Genomic DNA, 15,789 nt, shown 5'->3' with positions numbered 1-15,789 from the left:
GAGATTGGGAATTTCATTATGCGTACCCATTACTGTGGTCACCTGAACAAGTCCCTTGCAGGACAAACTGTAGAACTTTGCGGCTGGGTTAACCGTCGTCGTGATTTAGGCGGTCTTATTTTTATTGATATGCGAGATCGCGAAGGTATCGTTCAGGTAGTTGTTGATCCAGATATGGCGGATGCGTATGAAGTGGCTAACACACTTCGTAATGAATTCTGTATCAAACTAACGGGTGAAGTACGCGTTCGTCCAGAAAGCCAAGCAAACAAAGACATGGCAACAGGTGAAGTTGAGATCCTTGCGACAGGTCTTGAAATCATCAACCGCAGTGACGTTTTGCCTCTAGACTTCAACCAAAAGAACTCTGAAGAGCAACGTCTGAAGTACCGTTACTTAGATCTACGTCGTCCTGAAATGAGTGATCGCATCAAGCTACGTGCTAAAGCGTCTAGCTTTGTTCGTCGTTTCCTAGATGACAACGGCTTCCTAGACATTGAAACTCCAGTACTAACGAAAGCGACACCAGAAGGTGCGCGTGACTACCTAGTACCTAGCCGTGTTCACAAAGGCAGCTTCTACGCGCTTCCTCAGTCTCCACAGCTATTCAAACAGCTGCTAATGATGTCTGGTTTTGACCGTTACTACCAAATCGTTAAGTGTTTCCGTGATGAAGACTTACGCGCTGACCGTCAACCAGAATTCACTCAAATCGATATCGAAACGTCTTTCATGACGGCTGAGCAAGTACGTGAAGTGACGGAAAACATGGTTCGCGATATGTGGCAAGAGCTACTAAACGTAGACCTAGGCCAGTTCCCAGTAATGCCATTCAGCGAAGCGATTCGCCGTTTCGGTTCTGACAAGCCAGACCTACGTAACCCACTAGAGCTAGTAGACGTTGCTGACCTAATGAAAGACGTTGAGTTCAAAGTATTCTCTGGCCCAGCAAACGATGAGAAAGGTCGCGTTGCCGTTATTCGCGTTCCAGGTGGTGCATCTTTGACTCGTAAGCAAATTGATGGCTACGGTGAATTCGTTGGTATCTACGGTGCGAAAGGTCTAGCATGGATGAAGATTAACGACCGTGCAGCAGGCATGGAAGGTATCCAGTCTCCAGTAGCTAAGTTCCTAAACGAAGATGTGATCAACGGCATCCTAGATCGCACTCAAGCGGAATCTGGCGATATCATCCTATTTGGCGCTGATAAAGCGGGTATCGTTGCAGAAGCAATGGGCGCGCTACGTTTGAAACTAGGTAAAGATCTAGAGCTAACTGACGAATCTGCATGGGCTCCACTATGGGTTGTTGACTTCCCAATGTTCGAAGAAGATGACGAAGGCAACCTACACGCGATGCACCACCCATTCACGTCACCTCTAGGTGTGACTGCGGAAGAGCTAAAAGCGAACCCAGCTGCGGCAAACTCTAACGCTTATGATATGGTTCTAAATGGCTACGAAGTTGGCGGCGGTTCTGTCCGTATCCACAACGCAGATATGCAAGAAGCCGTATTTGATATTCTAGGCATCACACCTGAAGAGCAACAGCTTAAGTTCGGCTTCCTGCTTGATGCACTGAAATTCGGTACGCCTCCACACGCTGGTCTTGCATTCGGTCTTGACCGTCTAGTGATGCTGCTATGTGGTACCGAGAACATCCGTGATGTTATCGCGTTCCCTAAAACAACAGCAGCGGCGTGTCTACTAACAGACGCACCAAGCATTGCGAACCCAGCAGCGCTAGAAGAGCTAGCAATCGCAGTGACTGCAGCGAAAGAAAAAGACGCAGAATAAGCGCACAACATTTGAAGAAAACTCCCGCAACTGCGGGAGTTTTTGTTTAAATAAACCCAAGAAACTTCCAAAGCAATTTCCCAAGCAACGCTTTTTAGCTCATGTTTGCTATTAAGCGTCAAAATACATTAAAAGGTGAATTATGGCAGGTCATAGTAAATGGGCGAATATTCGTCACCGTAAAGCAGCGCAAGATGCGAAGCGCGGCAAAATCTTTACCAAATTAATCCGTGAAATCGTTGTTGCGGCAAAAGAGGGAGGCGGTGAGCCAGAAAATAACCCACGTTTGCGAGCTGCAATTGATAAAGCGTTGTCTAACAACATGACGCGTGACACTGTCAACCGCGCTGTCAGCCGAGGTGCTGGTGGTGAAGGCGATGACAATATGGAAACCGTAATCTATGAAGGTTATGGTCCGGGTGGCACTGCGGTCATGGTCGAATGTATGACGGATAACCGAAATCGCACAGTATCTGGCGTACGCCATGCGTTCTCGAAGTCAGGAGGCAATCTGGGTACGGATGGTAGTGTAAACTATCTTTTCGACAAGAAAGGCGTGATCTCATACGCCCCAGGTTTAGATGAAGATGTGGTGATGGAAGTGGCGTTAGAAAGTGGCGCTGATGACATCGAAACATCAGAAGATGGCTCGATTGATGTTTACACCGCGCCAAGCGATTTTGGACTCGTAAAAGATGCCCTTGATGCTGCAGGTTTTGAGGCGGAAAACGCCGAAGTGTCGCTTATCCCTTCAACGAAAGCAGAACTGGATGTGGACACTGCGCCAAAACTGCTTCGTTTGATTGACGCTTTAGAAGATCTGGACGATGTTCAGGAGGTTTATCACAACGGTGACATCTCTGACGACGTTGCGGCCTCTCTAGAGTAAACTCAATGTGCAGTGAGCGGTATTCGCTCCGAAATTAGAAAGTGATAATAAGAAATTGAGGTCGCATTCGGCCTCATTTTTAGGAACATTCATGTCAATTATTTTGGGCATTGACCCAGGTTCACGCATTACCGGTTATGGGGTCATTCGTCAAAATGGACGCCATTTGCAATACCTTGGTAGTGGCTGTATTCGTACTTCAGAAAAAGAACTTCCGGGCCGTCTTAAGCAGATTTACGCTGGCGTCACGGAAATCATTACCCAGTTTCAACCGGACGTATTTGCGATTGAGCAAGTGTTTATGGCTAAAAATGCGGATTCAGCATTAAAGCTTGGCCAGGCTCGTGGCAGTGCAATTGTTGCTGCGGTGAATGCAGAGTTGCCGGTATACGAATACGCCGCGCGTCTTATTAAGCAAGCTGTAGTAGGTACTGGTGGTGCGGACAAAGCGCAAGTTCAGCATATGGTTCAGCAGATGCTTAAACTGCCCGCCAAGCCTCAAGCGGATGCAGCCGATGCTTTAGGTGTGGCGATTTGTCATGCCAATACGAACAAAACCCTCGTTGCCTTAGCGGGCAAAGCAACCAGTGCCAGAAAAGGGCGCTACCGATAAAATTAACTGGATGTCTATCCAGTTCTTTATTATCCTGTCGCAAATTCATTTCCAAAGAGTATTTATAGTGATTGGACGTCTTCGTGGCACACTGATTGAAAAACAACCACCTGAAGTATTAATTGAAGTTAATGGCATTGGTTATGAAGTCCAGATGCCAATGAGCTGTTTTTACGAGCTGCCAAATGTTGGCGAAGAAGCCATTATTTATACTCACTTTGTCGTCCGTGAAGATGCACAATTGCTATACGGTTTCAACACAGTAAAAGAACGAGCACTTTTCCGTGAAGTGATCAAAGCCAATGGCGTTGGTCCTAAACTCGGTCTTGGTATTCTCTCTGGTATGACAGCAACGCAATTTGTTACTTGTGTGGAACATGAAGACGTTTCTACGCTGGTTAAGCTTCCAGGCGTTGGCAAGAAAACCGCAGAGCGATTGGTTGTTGAAATGAAAGACCGCTTGAAAGGGTGGGGCGCTGGCGATCTATTTACACCATTTACGGATGCTGCTCCTGCGGATTCTGGTGCGACATCCAACAACGCGGAAGAAGAGGCAATTAGCGCGCTTCTAGCTTTGGGTTACAAGCCGACTCAAGCGTCGAAAGTGGTGTCTCAGATCGCTAAACCGGACATGAGCAGTGAGCAAATGATCCGTGAAGCTCTAAAATCAATGGTGTAACGCTGGTTTCACAGTGAGCATTTGTTCAAGATAACTCATTCTCTAAGGTTAATGCCAATCGCTTAACGATATTTTTTGTGTCATTCCAGCGAGCCTAGCGAGATCGGGAATCTAATAGCAGCACGCTGAGCGGTTAATGAAACAATTTGACCATAAACCGCTCGGATAGAAGATCCTGTATCACGCTCCTTCGTCGCTGTACAGGATGACGAGATACAGAAATATGCCACTTGCTGTTAAACGAGCGGCATTATTCTCTCAGGTAACCATTTTTCAAGGTAAAAAGATGATTGAAGCCGATCGTTTAATCGCGCCAGAAAACCCTGCCTTTCGTGATGAAGATGTCATTGACCGTGCTATTCGACCAAAAAAATTAGCGGATTACCAAGGTCAGGACCATGTCCGTGACCAAATGGAGATCTTCATTAAAGCTGCTCAGTTACGTAGCGAAGCACTTGATCACCTTTTGATTTTTGGTCCTCCAGGTTTGGGTAAAACCACACTTGCGAATATCGTTGCCAATGAAATGGAAGTGAACATTCGCACCACTTCGGGCCCTGTACTTGAGAAAGCAGGGGATTTGGCCGCGCTGTTAACTAACCTAGAAGAAAACGATGTGTTGTTCATCGATGAGATTCACCGCTTGAGCCCGATGGTTGAAGAGGTGCTGTATCCGGCGATGGAAGATTATCAACTGGATATTATGATCGGTGAAGGTCCGGCCGCTCGTTCTATTAAGATCGATTTACCACCATTTACGTTAATTGGTGCGACGACCCGAGCGGGCTCTTTAACGTCACCATTGCGCGACCGCTTTGGTATTACTCAGCGCCTTGAGTTTTATAAGATAAAAGACCTCCAAGATATTGTGCAGCGCAGCGCGGATTGTTTAGGTTTGTCAATGGAACCTGAAGGTGCCTTGGAAGTGGCAAGACGTGCACGTGGCACACCACGTATTGCTAACCGTCTACTACGTCGTGTTCGCGATTATGCGGAAGTGAAAGGAAATGGTCACATTTGTGCAGAGGTTGCCGACAAAGCGCTGAATATGCTTGATGTGGACGCCGAAGGTTTCGATTATATGGACCGCAAACTGCTACTCGCAATTATGGAGAAATTTGGTGGTGGTCCGGTAGGACTCGATAACATGGCGGCAGCGATTGGTGAAGAAAAGGATACTATCGAAGACGTTCTTGAGCCTTATCTTATTCAGCAAGGTTATTTACAACGCACTCCACGTGGAAGAATCGCGACAGATCGTGCGTATTTGCATTTCGGAATTGAAAAATAAGATTCCCGCGCTGGGCCTTTGCTGCCCAGCGCTTCATTAAAGTTGACCAAACTCACATTTTTTGAATTTCTTCTCATACCAGTTTAGTAAGTAAAAAGCATTGATTGTTAACTCTATGTTTGCTCGCAACTGGTTAATTTCTCTCCTGATTACTCTCTCTTAACATCCGTATCTAATACTGGTTGATCTGGATCAATGTGATGGATTTTTGTGCAAATTCCGCGCATAAACATTGATGTATATCAAAGCGCATTCCGGCTATAAACCTTTTGAAACAATCTGTTTTTACAAGTAATATTAGCCCTAGCTATATTAGCTGATGCTTAACAATTAACTAACCAATGAAGCACATTTTTGCAACAATGAGTTGTGATAATTCAACATTTTTCAAGTGTAAATAACACTTGAATATGGATTGCAATATGTAGAGAGTGTCATTCAGCCGACACATAGGAGTTACCATGATTGACGTAGTTGATCTATCGCGGTTGCAGTTTGCACTGACAGCGATGTATCACTTCCTATTCGTACCATTGACCCTTGGTATGGCCTTCCTTCTGGCCATTATGGAATCGATGTACGTAATGACGAACAAGCAAATCTACAAGGACATGACCAAGTTCTGGGGTAAGCTATTCGGTATTAACTTTGCACTTGGTGTGGCGACAGGCCTTACCATGGAATTCCAGTTTGGTACGAACTGGTCTTACTACTCCCACTATGTAGGTGACATCTTCGGTGCGCCGCTAGCGATCGAAGCCCTTGTCGCATTCTTCCTGGAGTCAACTTTTGTTGGTCTATTCTTCTTCGGGTGGGATCGTCTATCTAAACGTCAACACTTAGCGGTTACTTGGCTTGTGGCGCTGGGCTCTAACTTCTCTGCACTTTGGATTCTTATCGCAAACGGCTGGATGCAAAACCCAGTAGGCGCGGACTTCAACTTCGAAACCATGCGAATGGAAATGGTAAGCTTCTCTGAAGTTGTACTAAACCCAGTTGCTCAGGTTAAGTTCGTGCATACGGTTGCTTCTGGTTACACTTGTGGCGCAATGTTTATTCTAGGCATCAGTTCATACTACCTATTAAAAGGTCGTGACATTGCGTTTGCTCGTCGTTCATTTGCTATCGCTGCTTCTTTCGGTATTGCGGCTATCTTATCTACCATCGTTCTTGGCGATGAATCTGGCTACGAGCTTGGTGAAGTTCAAAAAGTGAAGCTTGCTGCAATTGAAGCAGAGTGGCACACAGAACCAGCTCCAGCAGCGTTTACGTTGTTTGGTGTTCCTAACCAAGAAACCATGCACACAGATTACGCAATCAAGATCCCTTACGTAATGGGTATCATCGCGACACGTTCTTTTGATGAGCAAGTAACAGGTCTTCGTGACCTACGTGATGAGCACGTCGATCGTATTCGTGACGGTATGTACGCTTATGAACTTCTTGAGAAGCTTCGTGCGGGCGACAAGTCAGAAGAAAACATGACTGCGTTTGATGAAGTGAAGGGTGACCTAGGTTACGGTCTACTTCTAAAACGCTACACAGACAATGTTGTTGATGCGACAGAAGAGCAAATCCAAGCTGCTGCGGATGACTCAATCCCAACAGTATGGCCGCTATTCTGGTCATTCCGTATCATGGTTGCTTGTGGTTTCATCATGCTATTCGTTTTCGGTGCGGCATTTATTCAAACGTGTCGTCAGAAGATCGAACAGAAACAATGGATTCTTAAAGCTGCACTATTCAGCATCCCACTACCGTGGATTGCGATTGAAGCGGGTTGGTTCGTCGCTGAGTACGGTCGTCAGCCATGGGCTGTTGGTGAAATTTTACCAGTGCACGTTGCAGCTTCTGCACTAACTGCTGGCGAAATCTGGACTTCACTATTCGCAATTCTGGCGCTATACACGGTATTCCTGATTGCAGAAGTTTACCTCATGTTGAAATTCGCTCGTAAAGGCCCAAGTAGCCTGAAAACGGGTCGCTACCACTTCGAGCAAAATGCTGACTCTGTTGAAGACAAAGTTAGTCGCCAAGTAGAAGCGTAAGGTAAGGAGATAACAAGATGTTTGATTACGAAATCTTGCGACTCATCTGGTGGGTACTAATCGGTGTTCTACTAGTTGGTTTTGCAGTAACAGACGGTTTCGATATGGGTGTAGGCGCGCTTGTACCTATTATCGGTAAAAACGACACGCAACGTCGCGTCATGATTAACTCAATTGCCCCTCACTGGGATGGTAACCAAGTTTGGCTTATCACTGCTGGTGGTGCACTGTTCGCAGCTTGGCCTTTGGTTTACGCAACGTCATTTTCAGGCTTCTACTTAGCGATGATTTTGACACTAGCAGCGCTATGGCTTCGTCCTCTGGGCCTAGACTACCGCTCTAAAATTGAAGATCCAAAATGGCGCAATACCTGGGATATCTGTATCTCAATCAGTGGTTTTGTTCCACCAATCATCTTTGGTGTAGCGTTTGGCAACCTACTACAGGGTGTACCATTCCAATTGAGTGAGTTCTTGATGCCAACATACTATGGCTCATTCTTTGGTCTTCTAAACCCATTTGCACTGCTGTGTGGCCTAGTTAGCTTGTTCATGATTTTGATGCAAGGTTCGACTTGGCTACAAATGAAAACAACGGGCGAAGTGCATATGCGTGCTCGCAACGTTGCTCAGTTGGCAGGTTTACTGACGGTTGCAGCGTTTGTAGCGGCTGGTTTCTGGATCCAAAATATCGATGGTTACGTCATTGTTGGCGGTATCGACACTAATGCAGCTTCTAACCCTCTAAACAAAGAGGTAATCCGTGAAGCTGGTGCGTGGATGAAGAATTTTGAAAACTACCCACTACTATGGGCTGCTCCTGTACTAGGTGTTGCAATGCCGCTTCTTGCCGTATTGGCATCTCGTCTTGAAAAATGTGCGATTTCGTTCATTACTTCAAGTCTGGGTGTTGCTGGCGTTATCTTTACTGCAGGTTTTGCGATGTTCCCATTCATCATGCCTTCAGACTTAATGCCAAGCCACAGCTTAACAATGTGGGATGCAACGTCATCTGAACTGACTCTGAACCTAATGACAGGCGTTGCGTTTGTTATGGTACCAATCATCCTTGGTTACACGTCTTGGACTTACTACAAGATGTTTGGTCGCCTTGATGATCAGTACATTGAAGACAACAAAAACTCACTTTACTAAGGAGCATTTACTATGTGGTATTTCGCATGGATTCTAGGTGTACTACTTGCTTGTGCATTCGGTATCATCAACGCTCTTTGGTTAGAGCACTCAGAAATGATGGACAAAGACAGTGAGTAATCTCGCTGATAAGGTAGCGCAACTTCACGCTCCGATGGATAAGACTCTGTTAAGAGTCTTATCTCTCATCCTTGGCTTTATGCACGTAGGATTGGTGATGTGGGATCCTGAAGCTTATCATCAAGCGATTGGTGGTTTTAACTCAATCATCGCACCGGCACTGATTTGGTCTGTATGTTCAAGCATGGTTTACGGTGTGGGCTTCAAACCGAGAAACTGGTACTGGCAAGTTTTGTTTAGTCCCTATTTTTCGTTAGCTATCTTAATTTATTTAACGGTACTTTATTTCTTTTAGGCTGAAATACGCTGTAATAAAGTCGGTTACTAAATCATCGAATAAAAGCTAGGTATTTCGCCTAGCTTTTATTTTTTCTACAAATTTCAAAAATATTCCCTTAGCTCGGTACCAATTGCTGTCGCTTCAGTTATAGTAATTACTTTAAAGAATTGAATATATTGGGACTCCCTTGCAAGGCACATCAAATCTCTTTCGCTGGCCGATCACCGTGTACTATGAAGACACCGATGCGGGCGGCGTTGTATATCATTCTAATTATCTAAAATTCTTTGAGCGCGCGCGGACAGAAATGTTACGTGCCAAAGGCATTTCTCAACATGTGTTACTGGAACAAAATATCGGCTTTGTTGTCCGACACATGGATATTGATTTCAACCAAGGGGCAAGGCTGGACGAGCATTTGACAGTATTAACCCGAGTGTCAGAAATAAAACGTGCTTCCCTGCAATTCTGTCAAGAGTTGGTCAATGATCAAGGCAAGATATTGTGCAAGGCCTCTGTTAAGGTAGCATGTATCGATAATAAGAAAATGAAACCAATAGCTATTCCAACCTTTATAAATTCGGAGCTAACAAATAGTGACTGCTGATATTTCCATTTTAGATCTCTTTCTTCAGGCCAGTCTGTTGGTAAAGCTTGTGATGCTGACGTTGCTTGGCATGTCAATTGTGTCATGGGCAATGATCATCAAGCGCAGCAAAGTGCTTTCTCAAGCGTCAAAGAATGCAGAGCAGTTTGAAGACAAATTCTGGTCGGGTACTGATCTTTCTCAGCTTTACCAAAAAGTAAAAGCGCGTAAAGACGAAATTGAAGGCACAGAAGAAATTTTTTACGCAGGTTTCACGGAGTTTGCTCGTCTACGTAAGAGCAACGCAAACTCACCAGCGTACATCATGGAAGGCACTGGCCGCGCAATGCGCGTTGCTGTCTCTCGTGAGGTTGATGAACTAGAAACAAGCTTACCGTTCTTAGCGACAGTCGGTTCTATCAGTCCTTACATCGGCCTATTTGGTACCGTTTGGGGGATCATGCACGCCTTTATTGCGCTGGGTGAAGTAAAGCAAGCTACGTTGTCTATGGTTGCACCGGGTATCGCCGAGGCATTGATCGCGACAGCGATGGGTCTATTTGCGGCTATCCCGGCTGTAATGGCCTACAACCGCCTAAGCAATAAAGTGAGCAAACTAGAGCACACTTACGCAACATTTTCTGAAGAATTCCACAGCATCCTTCATCGTCAAGCGATGGCTGGCCGAGACAGCGCGGATAAGGAATAAAGCATGGCGGGTTATCAACCTAAAAAGCGAAAAATGACAGCGGAGATCAACGTTGTTCCGTACATTGACGTAATGCTCGTACTGTTGATCATTTTTATGGCGACCGCTCCATTTGTGACTCAAGGCGTCGATGTTGATCTTCCGAAAACATCGACCGCTGAATCTATGCAAGACCTTGCTGGCGAAACTGACAGTAGTTTTATCATCATCGAAATTGATAGCGAGGGTAATTTAGGCCTAAGCGTAAACGATGAAGAAGTTCAGCGAGGTTTGTCGTTGCAAGATGTTATTGTGCGAGTGAAAGCGGAGCGAGAGGTTAAGCCAGATTCACCAGTTGCGGTAGGTGGCGACGCGGCAACACCATATGCCGATGTTGTTCTATTACTGGATGAACTAAGTCGAGCTGGTATCCCTAAGGTAGGTCTAATGACCGATATCAGGGAATAGACATCAATTATCTATGAAAGATCACAAGAAGAAGCCCAACCAATACGCCAAACCGATAGCAATATCGGTTGGTTTGCATGCAATTCTCGTTGCAGCCCTGCTTTGGGGGACGGACTTCAACATGTCTAAACCAGAGCCTACAGGGCAAATGGTTCAAGCTGTTGTCATCGATCCAAAACTTGTGCAGCAACAAGCGAAAGAAATTCGCCAGCAACGCGAAAAGGCAGCAAAAAAAGAACAAGAGCGTCTTGATAAATTGAGACGCGAAGCAGAGCAGCTAGAAAAAAACCGTAAAGCTGAAGAAGAGCAAATTCGCAAGTTGAAAGAACAGCAAGCGAAAGATGCTCAAGCGGCACGAGAAGCAGAAGCTGCACGTAAGAAAAAAGAGCAAGAGCGCAAGCAGGAAGAAGAACGCGTTCGCAAAGAAAAAGAGCGAGCTGCTAAGCTAGAGAAAGAGCGTAAGGCAAAAGAAGAAGCTGTGCGTAAAGCTGAGCAGGAGCGTTTAGCGAAAGAAGCGGCTATAGCAAAAGCTGAGCAAGAACGTCTAGCTCGTGAGAAGGCAGCAAAAGAAGCGGAAGAAAAAGCACGTCGTGAGCGTGAAGCTGCTGAAAAAGCTGAACAAGAGCGCATTGCAAAAGAGAAAGCGGCAAAAGAGGCGGCAGAGCGAGAGCGTAAAGCGAGAGAAGCAGCTGAGCGTGCCGAGCGTGAGCGTAAAGCTCAAGAAGCCGCGTTAGATGATATTTTTGCGGGTCTTGAGGATGAGGTTAGTAAAAATAGTGCTGCTCGAAATCAATTTATTGACGATGAACTTTCTCGAATGTCATCCATCTATACTCAAAATATTCAGCAAAAGTTGATTAAGGATGACTACTTGCTGGGAAAGGAGTGTAGGGTAAACATCAAATTGATTCCGACAGGAACTGATATGATGGTCTCTGGTGTTACCGTTTTGAGTGGCGATACTCGAGTATGTGCAGCGGCGAAGCGAGCGATAGCTCAGGTAGGGACGTTCCCTAAATCTTCAGAAGCTGCGGTAAACGAAAGACTAAAAGACATCAACATAACTGTTGCTTTGGACTAAAAGGAATAAGACGTGATTAGACGCCTTTTACTAGGAATGTTTGTACTGTTTAGCAGTATGACAAATGTGGCGAATGCCGCATTAGAGTTGGTCATTACCGATGGTATTGATTCAGCACGACCAATTGCTGTTGTTCCGTTTAAGTGGGAGGGCACTCAAGCGCTTCCAACGGATATTTCTGCTGTTATTGCCTCGGATTTGCAACGCAGTGGTAAGTTCAGCCCCGTTCCAACGAGCAAGATGCCACAAACTCCGTTCAGTGAATCAGAAGTCAATTTTGATGCCTGGACTAATTTAGGTGTAGATGCTCTGCTGACTGGCTCAATCAAACAAAATGCTCAAGGTGATTACGTTATCAACTACCAACTTGTTGATATTGTGCGTGGCCAGCTAACGGGCGGGAAAAGTAAAGCGCTTGGTAGCGATGGCGAATTAGTACTGTCAAAAGATCATGTGCTGTTCAATAAGGTCGCGACCGTTCAAGGCCCTCGCATGCGTGAGTACGCTCACCGCATCTCTGATTTGGTGTATGAGCAGTTAACGGGTGACCGTGGTGCCTTCATGACCCGTATTGCATACGTGGTGGTGAATGATAAAGACCGTTTCCCTTACCAACTTCGTGTGGCTGATTACGATGGTTACAACGAGCGCTTGGTTTTACGTTCTAAGCAACCATTAATGTCACCAGCATGGTCGCCAGATGGTAAAAAGCTTGCGTATGTTAGCTTCCAAAATGGTCAAGCAGAAATCTTTATCATGAACATCTACACCGGTGAGCGTGAGAAGATTACTTCATACCCACGTCATAATGGTGCGCCAAGATTTTCGCCTGATGGCAACAAGTTAGCGATTGTTCTCTCTAAGACAGGCTCGCTTCATGTTTATACGTTCGATCTTAACACTCGCAAGCTGACGCAAATTACGCGTGGCAGATCAAATAATACTGAACCGTTCTGGCATCCAGATGGAAAATCGTTGATTTTCACATCGGATAGGGGTGGTAAACCACAGATTTATCAAGTAAATTTGGGCAGCGGTTCTATTGACCGTTTGACTTGGCAAGGCAGCCAAAATTTGGGTGGCCAGATTACTCCTGATGGGCGATTCCTAGTAATGGTGAACCGCAGTAACGCAGGATTTAACTTGGCGAAACAAGATTTGGAAACTGGTGCTCTTCAAGTCTTAACTAAGACCTTGCTTGATGAGTCTCCTAGTATTGCCCCAAACGGTGGCATGGTTGTGTATAGCTCGATTTACAACAAGAAAAACGTACTATCGATGGTGTCAATTGATGGTCGATTCAAAGCTAGATTACCGGCAACAAATGGGCGTGTTAGAGCGCCTGCATGGTCACCGTTTTTGTAGTAATAAGTTTGATTAATAAAGGAAAATAAGATGCAACTGAACAAGGTTCTAAAAGGGCTACTAATCGCGCTTCCTGTAATGGCTGTTACAGCGTGTAGTTCAAGCGACGACGCTGCTTCTAACACTGGTGCAGCAACAAACAACAATGGCGCAGTTGAAACAACAGTAGCTACGCCAATTGATCAAAGCGGTCAGCTAACAGAGCAAGAGCTAAAAGAGCAAGCGCTACGTGAAACTCAAACAATCTACTTTGCTTTTGATAACTCAACAATTGCAGCAGATTACGAAGAGATGCTTGCAGCTCATGCTTCTTACTTAAGCAAGAACCCAGCTCTTAACGTAACTATCGAAGGTCACGCTGATGAGCGTGGTACTCCTGAGTACAACATCGCTCTTGGTGAGCGTCGTGCACAAGCAGTAGCGAACTACCTGCAAGCACTAGGTGTTCAAGCTGACCAAATCTCAATCGTTAGCTACGGTGAAGAGAAGCCACTTCTTCTAGGTCAATCAGATGAAGTTTACGCTAAGAACCGTCGCGCGGTTCTAGTATACTAATTCGAGGTAATCCTCATGTTCAGTAACACTAAGCGCGCTGTTGCGCTTACGTTACTGGCAAGTGCAGCGAACTTTGCGTTCGCTGCACCAGCTCCAGTATCCGATCTCAACAGCACATCATCCGTCTCTAAGAGCCGTTCATCTGAAACGGAAGTAGAGCGTCTAGAGCGCTTGCTACAAAACCGCAATCGCGTTCAGCTCCAAATGCAACAGCAAATTGACCAAATGTCACAAGAGATCAGTGAGTTACGTGGTCAATTAGAGCGAAATAGCTACGAAATGAAGCAAATGTTGCAACGTCAACGAGAGTTGTTTGTCGAGCTAGATCGTGTGCGTGGAGAAATCAAATCCGCGCCTGCGCAAGATGCGAAACCGGCTAAAACAGGTGGTCAGTACACACCAAATGTTGATGAGCAAACGGCATACCAAAATGCAGTCGACCTCATTCTCAAGAAACGTGACTACACTGGCGCAATTGCAGCGTTCCAGCAGTTCCAGAAAGATTATCCTGACTCCACATACTCAGCGAATTCTCACTATTGGCTAGGCCAATTGTACTTCGCTAAGAAGCAGGACAAAGATGCTGTAAAGAGCTTTGCTGCGGTGGTGTCTTATAAAGACTCCAATAAGCGAGCCGATGCTTTGCTCAAGTTAGGTGAAATCGCTGAGCGTAATAACAATGCAGCTCAAGCGAAAAAGTACTACCAACAAGTGGTTGATGAATACCCAGGTAGTGCATCTGCAAAACTTGCCAGCTCTAAGCTGTAAGACGTTATGTTTTAAAAAGGAAGCTTCGGCTTCCTTTTTCTTTTCCGTTTCTTTATCGGTGGTGATCGAATAAATCGAGAGGAATGGCATCGAGCCTTTTATCCCCATCTTGCAACGGATCCTTTCAATCAGAAATGCTACCTGTAACAAAGATATACGGCTAGATAGCTAGAAATCCCCGCGACAAGTTGGTTTTTGAAAATTAACGAGGTTACAATACTCGGATTAAAGGAAGTTGCGTAGAGCAAGAGCAATGAGTCATATATTAGATAAAATCGACACTGTTTACCCATTCCCACCGAAGCCAGTTCCATTAAGCGAAGAAGAAAAAGCGTCTTACATTGAGCGCATTAAAAAGCTGCTAAAAGAAAAGGATGCGGTACTTATCGCACACTACTATACCGATCCTGAGATTCAAGCCCTAGCGGAAGAAACGGGTGGTTTTGTTGGTGACTCGTTGGAAATGGCGAAGTTTGGTAATCGTCATCCTGCAAGCACACTGATCATTGGCGGTGTTCGCTTTATGGGCGAGTCGGCCAAAATCCTAACACCAGAAAAGCGAATTCTAATGCCAACGTTGGAAGCGGAATGTTCGCTCGATCTTGGCTGTCCAGCGGATAAGTTCAGTGAGTTCTGTGATGCTCACCCTGATCACACGGTTGTGGTTTATGCAAATACCTCAGCAGCGGTTAAAGCCCGTGCCGACTGGGTCGTTACATCAAGCATTGCGCTTGAAATCGTGGAACACTTAGACGCTGAAGACAAGCCAATCATCTGGGGACCAGACCGTCACCTAGGGTCGTACATCGCTAATAAAACTGGCGCAGACATGCTGCTATGGCAAGGTGAGTGTGTGGTTCATGATGAGTTCTCTGCTGATGCGCTACGCAAAATGAAGAGCGTGTATCCAGATGCGGCTATTTTGGTTCATCCTGAGTCACCAGCAAGCGTGGTTGAACTTGCCGATGCCGTTGGCTCAACGAGTCAGCTGATCAAAGCAGCGAAAGCGCTTCCTCACAAACAAATGATCGTTGCGACAGACAAAGGCATTTTCTTTAAAATGCAGCAACTTGTGCCAGAGAAAGAACTTATCGAAGCTCCAACCGCAGGTGCTGGCGCAACATGCCGTAGCTGCGCACACTGCCCTTGGATGGCAATGAACGGTTTGAAAGCGATAGAGAAAGCGCTTAGTGAAGGCGGTGAAGAACACGAGATCTTTGTTGATGAAGAATTGCGTGTTAAATCGCTCATTCCGTTAAATCGTATGTTGGACTTTGCTGAGCAGCTAAATATGCAAGTGAAAGGTAATGCTTAAAAAGTAGGCGTAACTGAAAGTAAATCTCAAAAACCAGCCGAATATGGCTGGTTTTTTTGTGTCTTACTATCAATGAGTTACTATTGATGTAA

Annotated in this window: 17 protein-coding genes; all 17 read left to right on the top strand. The window is 45.6% G+C overall.

What is annotated here, in order from left to right:
• Positions 1–18 precede the first annotated feature (18 nt).
• The 17 genes from aspS (at position 19) to nadA (ending at position 15,697) form a co-directional block, all read left to right on the top strand.
• Positions 19–1,797 carry an aspartate--tRNA ligase gene (gene aspS, locus FKN16_RS05905; protein ID WP_170902268.1) on the top strand — a complete coding sequence of 593 codons (1,779 nt, stop codon included), beginning with the start codon at positions 19–21 and terminating at the stop codon, positions 1,795–1,797.
• A 142-nt stretch (positions 1,798–1,939) separates the two neighbouring features.
• Entirely contained in the window at positions 1,940–2,686 is a 747-nt protein-coding gene (locus FKN16_RS05900) for a YebC/PmpR family DNA-binding transcriptional regulator (protein ID WP_012841981.1), read from the top strand.
• Positions 2,687–2,777: 91 nt separating this feature from the next.
• The gene (ruvC, locus tag FKN16_RS05895) at positions 2,778–3,299 is read left to right on the top strand and encodes a crossover junction endodeoxyribonuclease RuvC (protein ID WP_012841980.1); all 522 of its coding nucleotides are present in this window, start codon (positions 2,778–2,780) and stop codon (positions 3,297–3,299) included.
• Positions 3,300–3,366: 67 nt separating this feature from the next.
• Positions 3,367–3,978: a Holliday junction branch migration protein RuvA gene (gene ruvA, locus FKN16_RS05890; protein ID WP_012841979.1), complete on the top strand. Its 612-nt coding sequence runs from the start codon at positions 3,367–3,369 to the stop codon at positions 3,976–3,978.
• 286 nt (positions 3,979–4,264) lie between these two features.
• Positions 4,265–5,269 carry a Holliday junction branch migration DNA helicase RuvB gene (gene ruvB / locus FKN16_RS05885; protein WP_031780162.1) on the top strand — a complete coding sequence of 335 codons (1,005 nt, stop codon included), beginning with the start codon at positions 4,265–4,267 and terminating at the stop codon, positions 5,267–5,269.
• A 461-nt stretch (positions 5,270–5,730) separates the two neighbouring features.
• Positions 5,731–7,317 carry a cytochrome ubiquinol oxidase subunit I gene (gene cydA, locus FKN16_RS05880; protein WP_005378311.1) on the top strand — a complete coding sequence of 529 codons (1,587 nt, stop codon included), beginning with the start codon at positions 5,731–5,733 and terminating at the stop codon, positions 7,315–7,317.
• Positions 7,318–7,334: 17 nt separating this feature from the next.
• On the top strand, positions 7,335–8,471 hold the full coding sequence (gene cydB / locus FKN16_RS05875; RefSeq protein WP_170902266.1) for a cytochrome d ubiquinol oxidase subunit II: 1,137 nt from the start codon (positions 7,335–7,337) through the stop codon (positions 8,469–8,471).
• Positions 8,472–8,483: 12 nt separating this feature from the next.
• The gene (gene cydX, locus FKN16_RS05870; protein WP_000270284.1) at positions 8,484–8,591 is read left to right on the top strand and encodes a cytochrome bd-I oxidase subunit CydX; all 108 of its coding nucleotides are present in this window, start codon (positions 8,484–8,486) and stop codon (positions 8,589–8,591) included.
• Positions 8,584–8,886 (top strand): cyd operon protein YbgE, encoded by a 303-nt coding sequence (gene ybgE, locus FKN16_RS05865; RefSeq protein WP_031780163.1) that lies wholly within the window; start codon positions 8,584–8,586, stop codon positions 8,884–8,886. The genes cydX and ybgE overlap by 8 nt, the downstream gene beginning before the upstream one ends.
• Positions 8,887–9,058: 172 nt before the next feature.
• Positions 9,059–9,478: a tol-pal system-associated acyl-CoA thioesterase gene (ybgC, locus tag FKN16_RS05860; RefSeq protein ID WP_012841975.1), complete on the top strand. Its 420-nt coding sequence runs from the start codon at positions 9,059–9,061 to the stop codon at positions 9,476–9,478.
• Complete coding sequence (gene tolQ / locus FKN16_RS05855; RefSeq protein WP_005378301.1) at positions 9,468–10,166, top strand: protein TolQ; 699 nt, start codon at positions 9,468–9,470, stop codon at positions 10,164–10,166. The genes ybgC and tolQ overlap by 11 nt, the downstream gene beginning before the upstream one ends.
• 3 nt (positions 10,167–10,169) lie before the next feature.
• Complete coding sequence (locus FKN16_RS05850) at positions 10,170–10,613, top strand: ExbD/TolR family protein (protein WP_005378298.1); 444 nt, start codon at positions 10,170–10,172, stop codon at positions 10,611–10,613.
• Positions 10,614–10,626: 13 nt separating this feature from the next.
• Positions 10,627–11,694 carry a cell envelope integrity protein TolA gene (gene tolA, locus FKN16_RS05845; protein WP_053807177.1) on the top strand — a complete coding sequence of 356 codons (1,068 nt, stop codon included), beginning with the start codon at positions 10,627–10,629 and terminating at the stop codon, positions 11,692–11,694.
• Between the two features lie 12 nt (positions 11,695–11,706).
• Complete coding sequence (gene tolB / locus FKN16_RS05840; protein WP_005390758.1) at positions 11,707–13,059, top strand: Tol-Pal system beta propeller repeat protein TolB; 1,353 nt, start codon at positions 11,707–11,709, stop codon at positions 13,057–13,059.
• Positions 13,060–13,089: 30 nt separating this feature from the next.
• The gene (gene pal / locus FKN16_RS05835; protein WP_005378293.1) at positions 13,090–13,614 is read left to right on the top strand and encodes a peptidoglycan-associated lipoprotein Pal; all 525 of its coding nucleotides are present in this window, start codon (positions 13,090–13,092) and stop codon (positions 13,612–13,614) included.
• A 15-nt stretch (positions 13,615–13,629) separates the two neighbouring features.
• A complete protein-coding gene (ybgF, locus tag FKN16_RS05830; protein WP_047008561.1) occupies positions 13,630–14,382 on the top strand; it encodes a tol-pal system protein YbgF in 753 nt (250 codons plus the stop codon).
• Between the two features lie 253 nt (positions 14,383–14,635).
• A complete protein-coding gene (gene nadA, locus FKN16_RS05825) occupies positions 14,636–15,697 on the top strand; it encodes a quinolinate synthase NadA (protein ID WP_005390762.1) in 1,062 nt (353 codons plus the stop codon).
• The last annotated feature ends 92 nt before the right edge of the window (positions 15,698–15,789 follow it).

The organism is Vibrio sp. 11-4(1), assembly GCF_013048625.1.
Classification (GTDB): Bacteria; Pseudomonadota; Gammaproteobacteria; order Enterobacterales; family Vibrionaceae; genus Vibrio; species Vibrio diabolicus.
The sequence above is the reverse complement of the archived record's forward strand: the minus strand, read 5'-3'. Positions and strand labels throughout refer to the sequence as shown.

What these genes read in the sequence shown, in the direction of transcription:
- tolA (WP_053807177.1), top strand. Translation starts at nt 10,627, where the DNA reads ATGAAAGATCACAAGAAGAAGCCCAACCAATACGCCAAACCGATAGCA.
- pal (WP_005378293.1), top strand. Translation starts at nt 13,090, where the DNA reads ATGCAACTGAACAAGGTTCTAAAAGGGCTACTAATCGCGCTTCCTGTA.
- nadA (WP_005390762.1), top strand. Translation starts at nt 14,636, where the DNA reads ATGAGTCATATATTAGATAAAATCGACACTGTTTACCCATTCCCACCG.
- cydX (WP_000270284.1), top strand. Translation starts at nt 8,484, where the DNA reads ATGTGGTATTTCGCATGGATTCTAGGTGTACTACTTGCTTGTGCATTC.
- ruvC (WP_012841980.1), top strand. Translation starts at nt 2,778, where the DNA reads ATGTCAATTATTTTGGGCATTGACCCAGGTTCACGCATTACCGGTTAT.
- cydA (WP_005378311.1), top strand. Translation starts at nt 5,731, where the DNA reads ATGATTGACGTAGTTGATCTATCGCGGTTGCAGTTTGCACTGACAGCG.
- FKN16_RS05900 (WP_012841981.1), top strand. Translation starts at nt 1,940, where the DNA reads ATGGCAGGTCATAGTAAATGGGCGAATATTCGTCACCGTAAAGCAGCG.
- cydB (WP_170902266.1), top strand. Translation starts at nt 7,335, where the DNA reads ATGTTTGATTACGAAATCTTGCGACTCATCTGGTGGGTACTAATCGGT.
- FKN16_RS05850 (WP_005378298.1), top strand. Translation starts at nt 10,170, where the DNA reads ATGGCGGGTTATCAACCTAAAAAGCGAAAAATGACAGCGGAGATCAAC.
- ruvB (WP_031780162.1), top strand. Translation starts at nt 4,265, where the DNA reads ATGATTGAAGCCGATCGTTTAATCGCGCCAGAAAACCCTGCCTTTCGT.
- aspS (WP_170902268.1), top strand. Translation starts at nt 19, where the DNA reads ATGCGTACCCATTACTGTGGTCACCTGAACAAGTCCCTTGCAGGACAA.
- ybgF (WP_047008561.1), top strand. Translation starts at nt 13,630, where the DNA reads ATGTTCAGTAACACTAAGCGCGCTGTTGCGCTTACGTTACTGGCAAGT.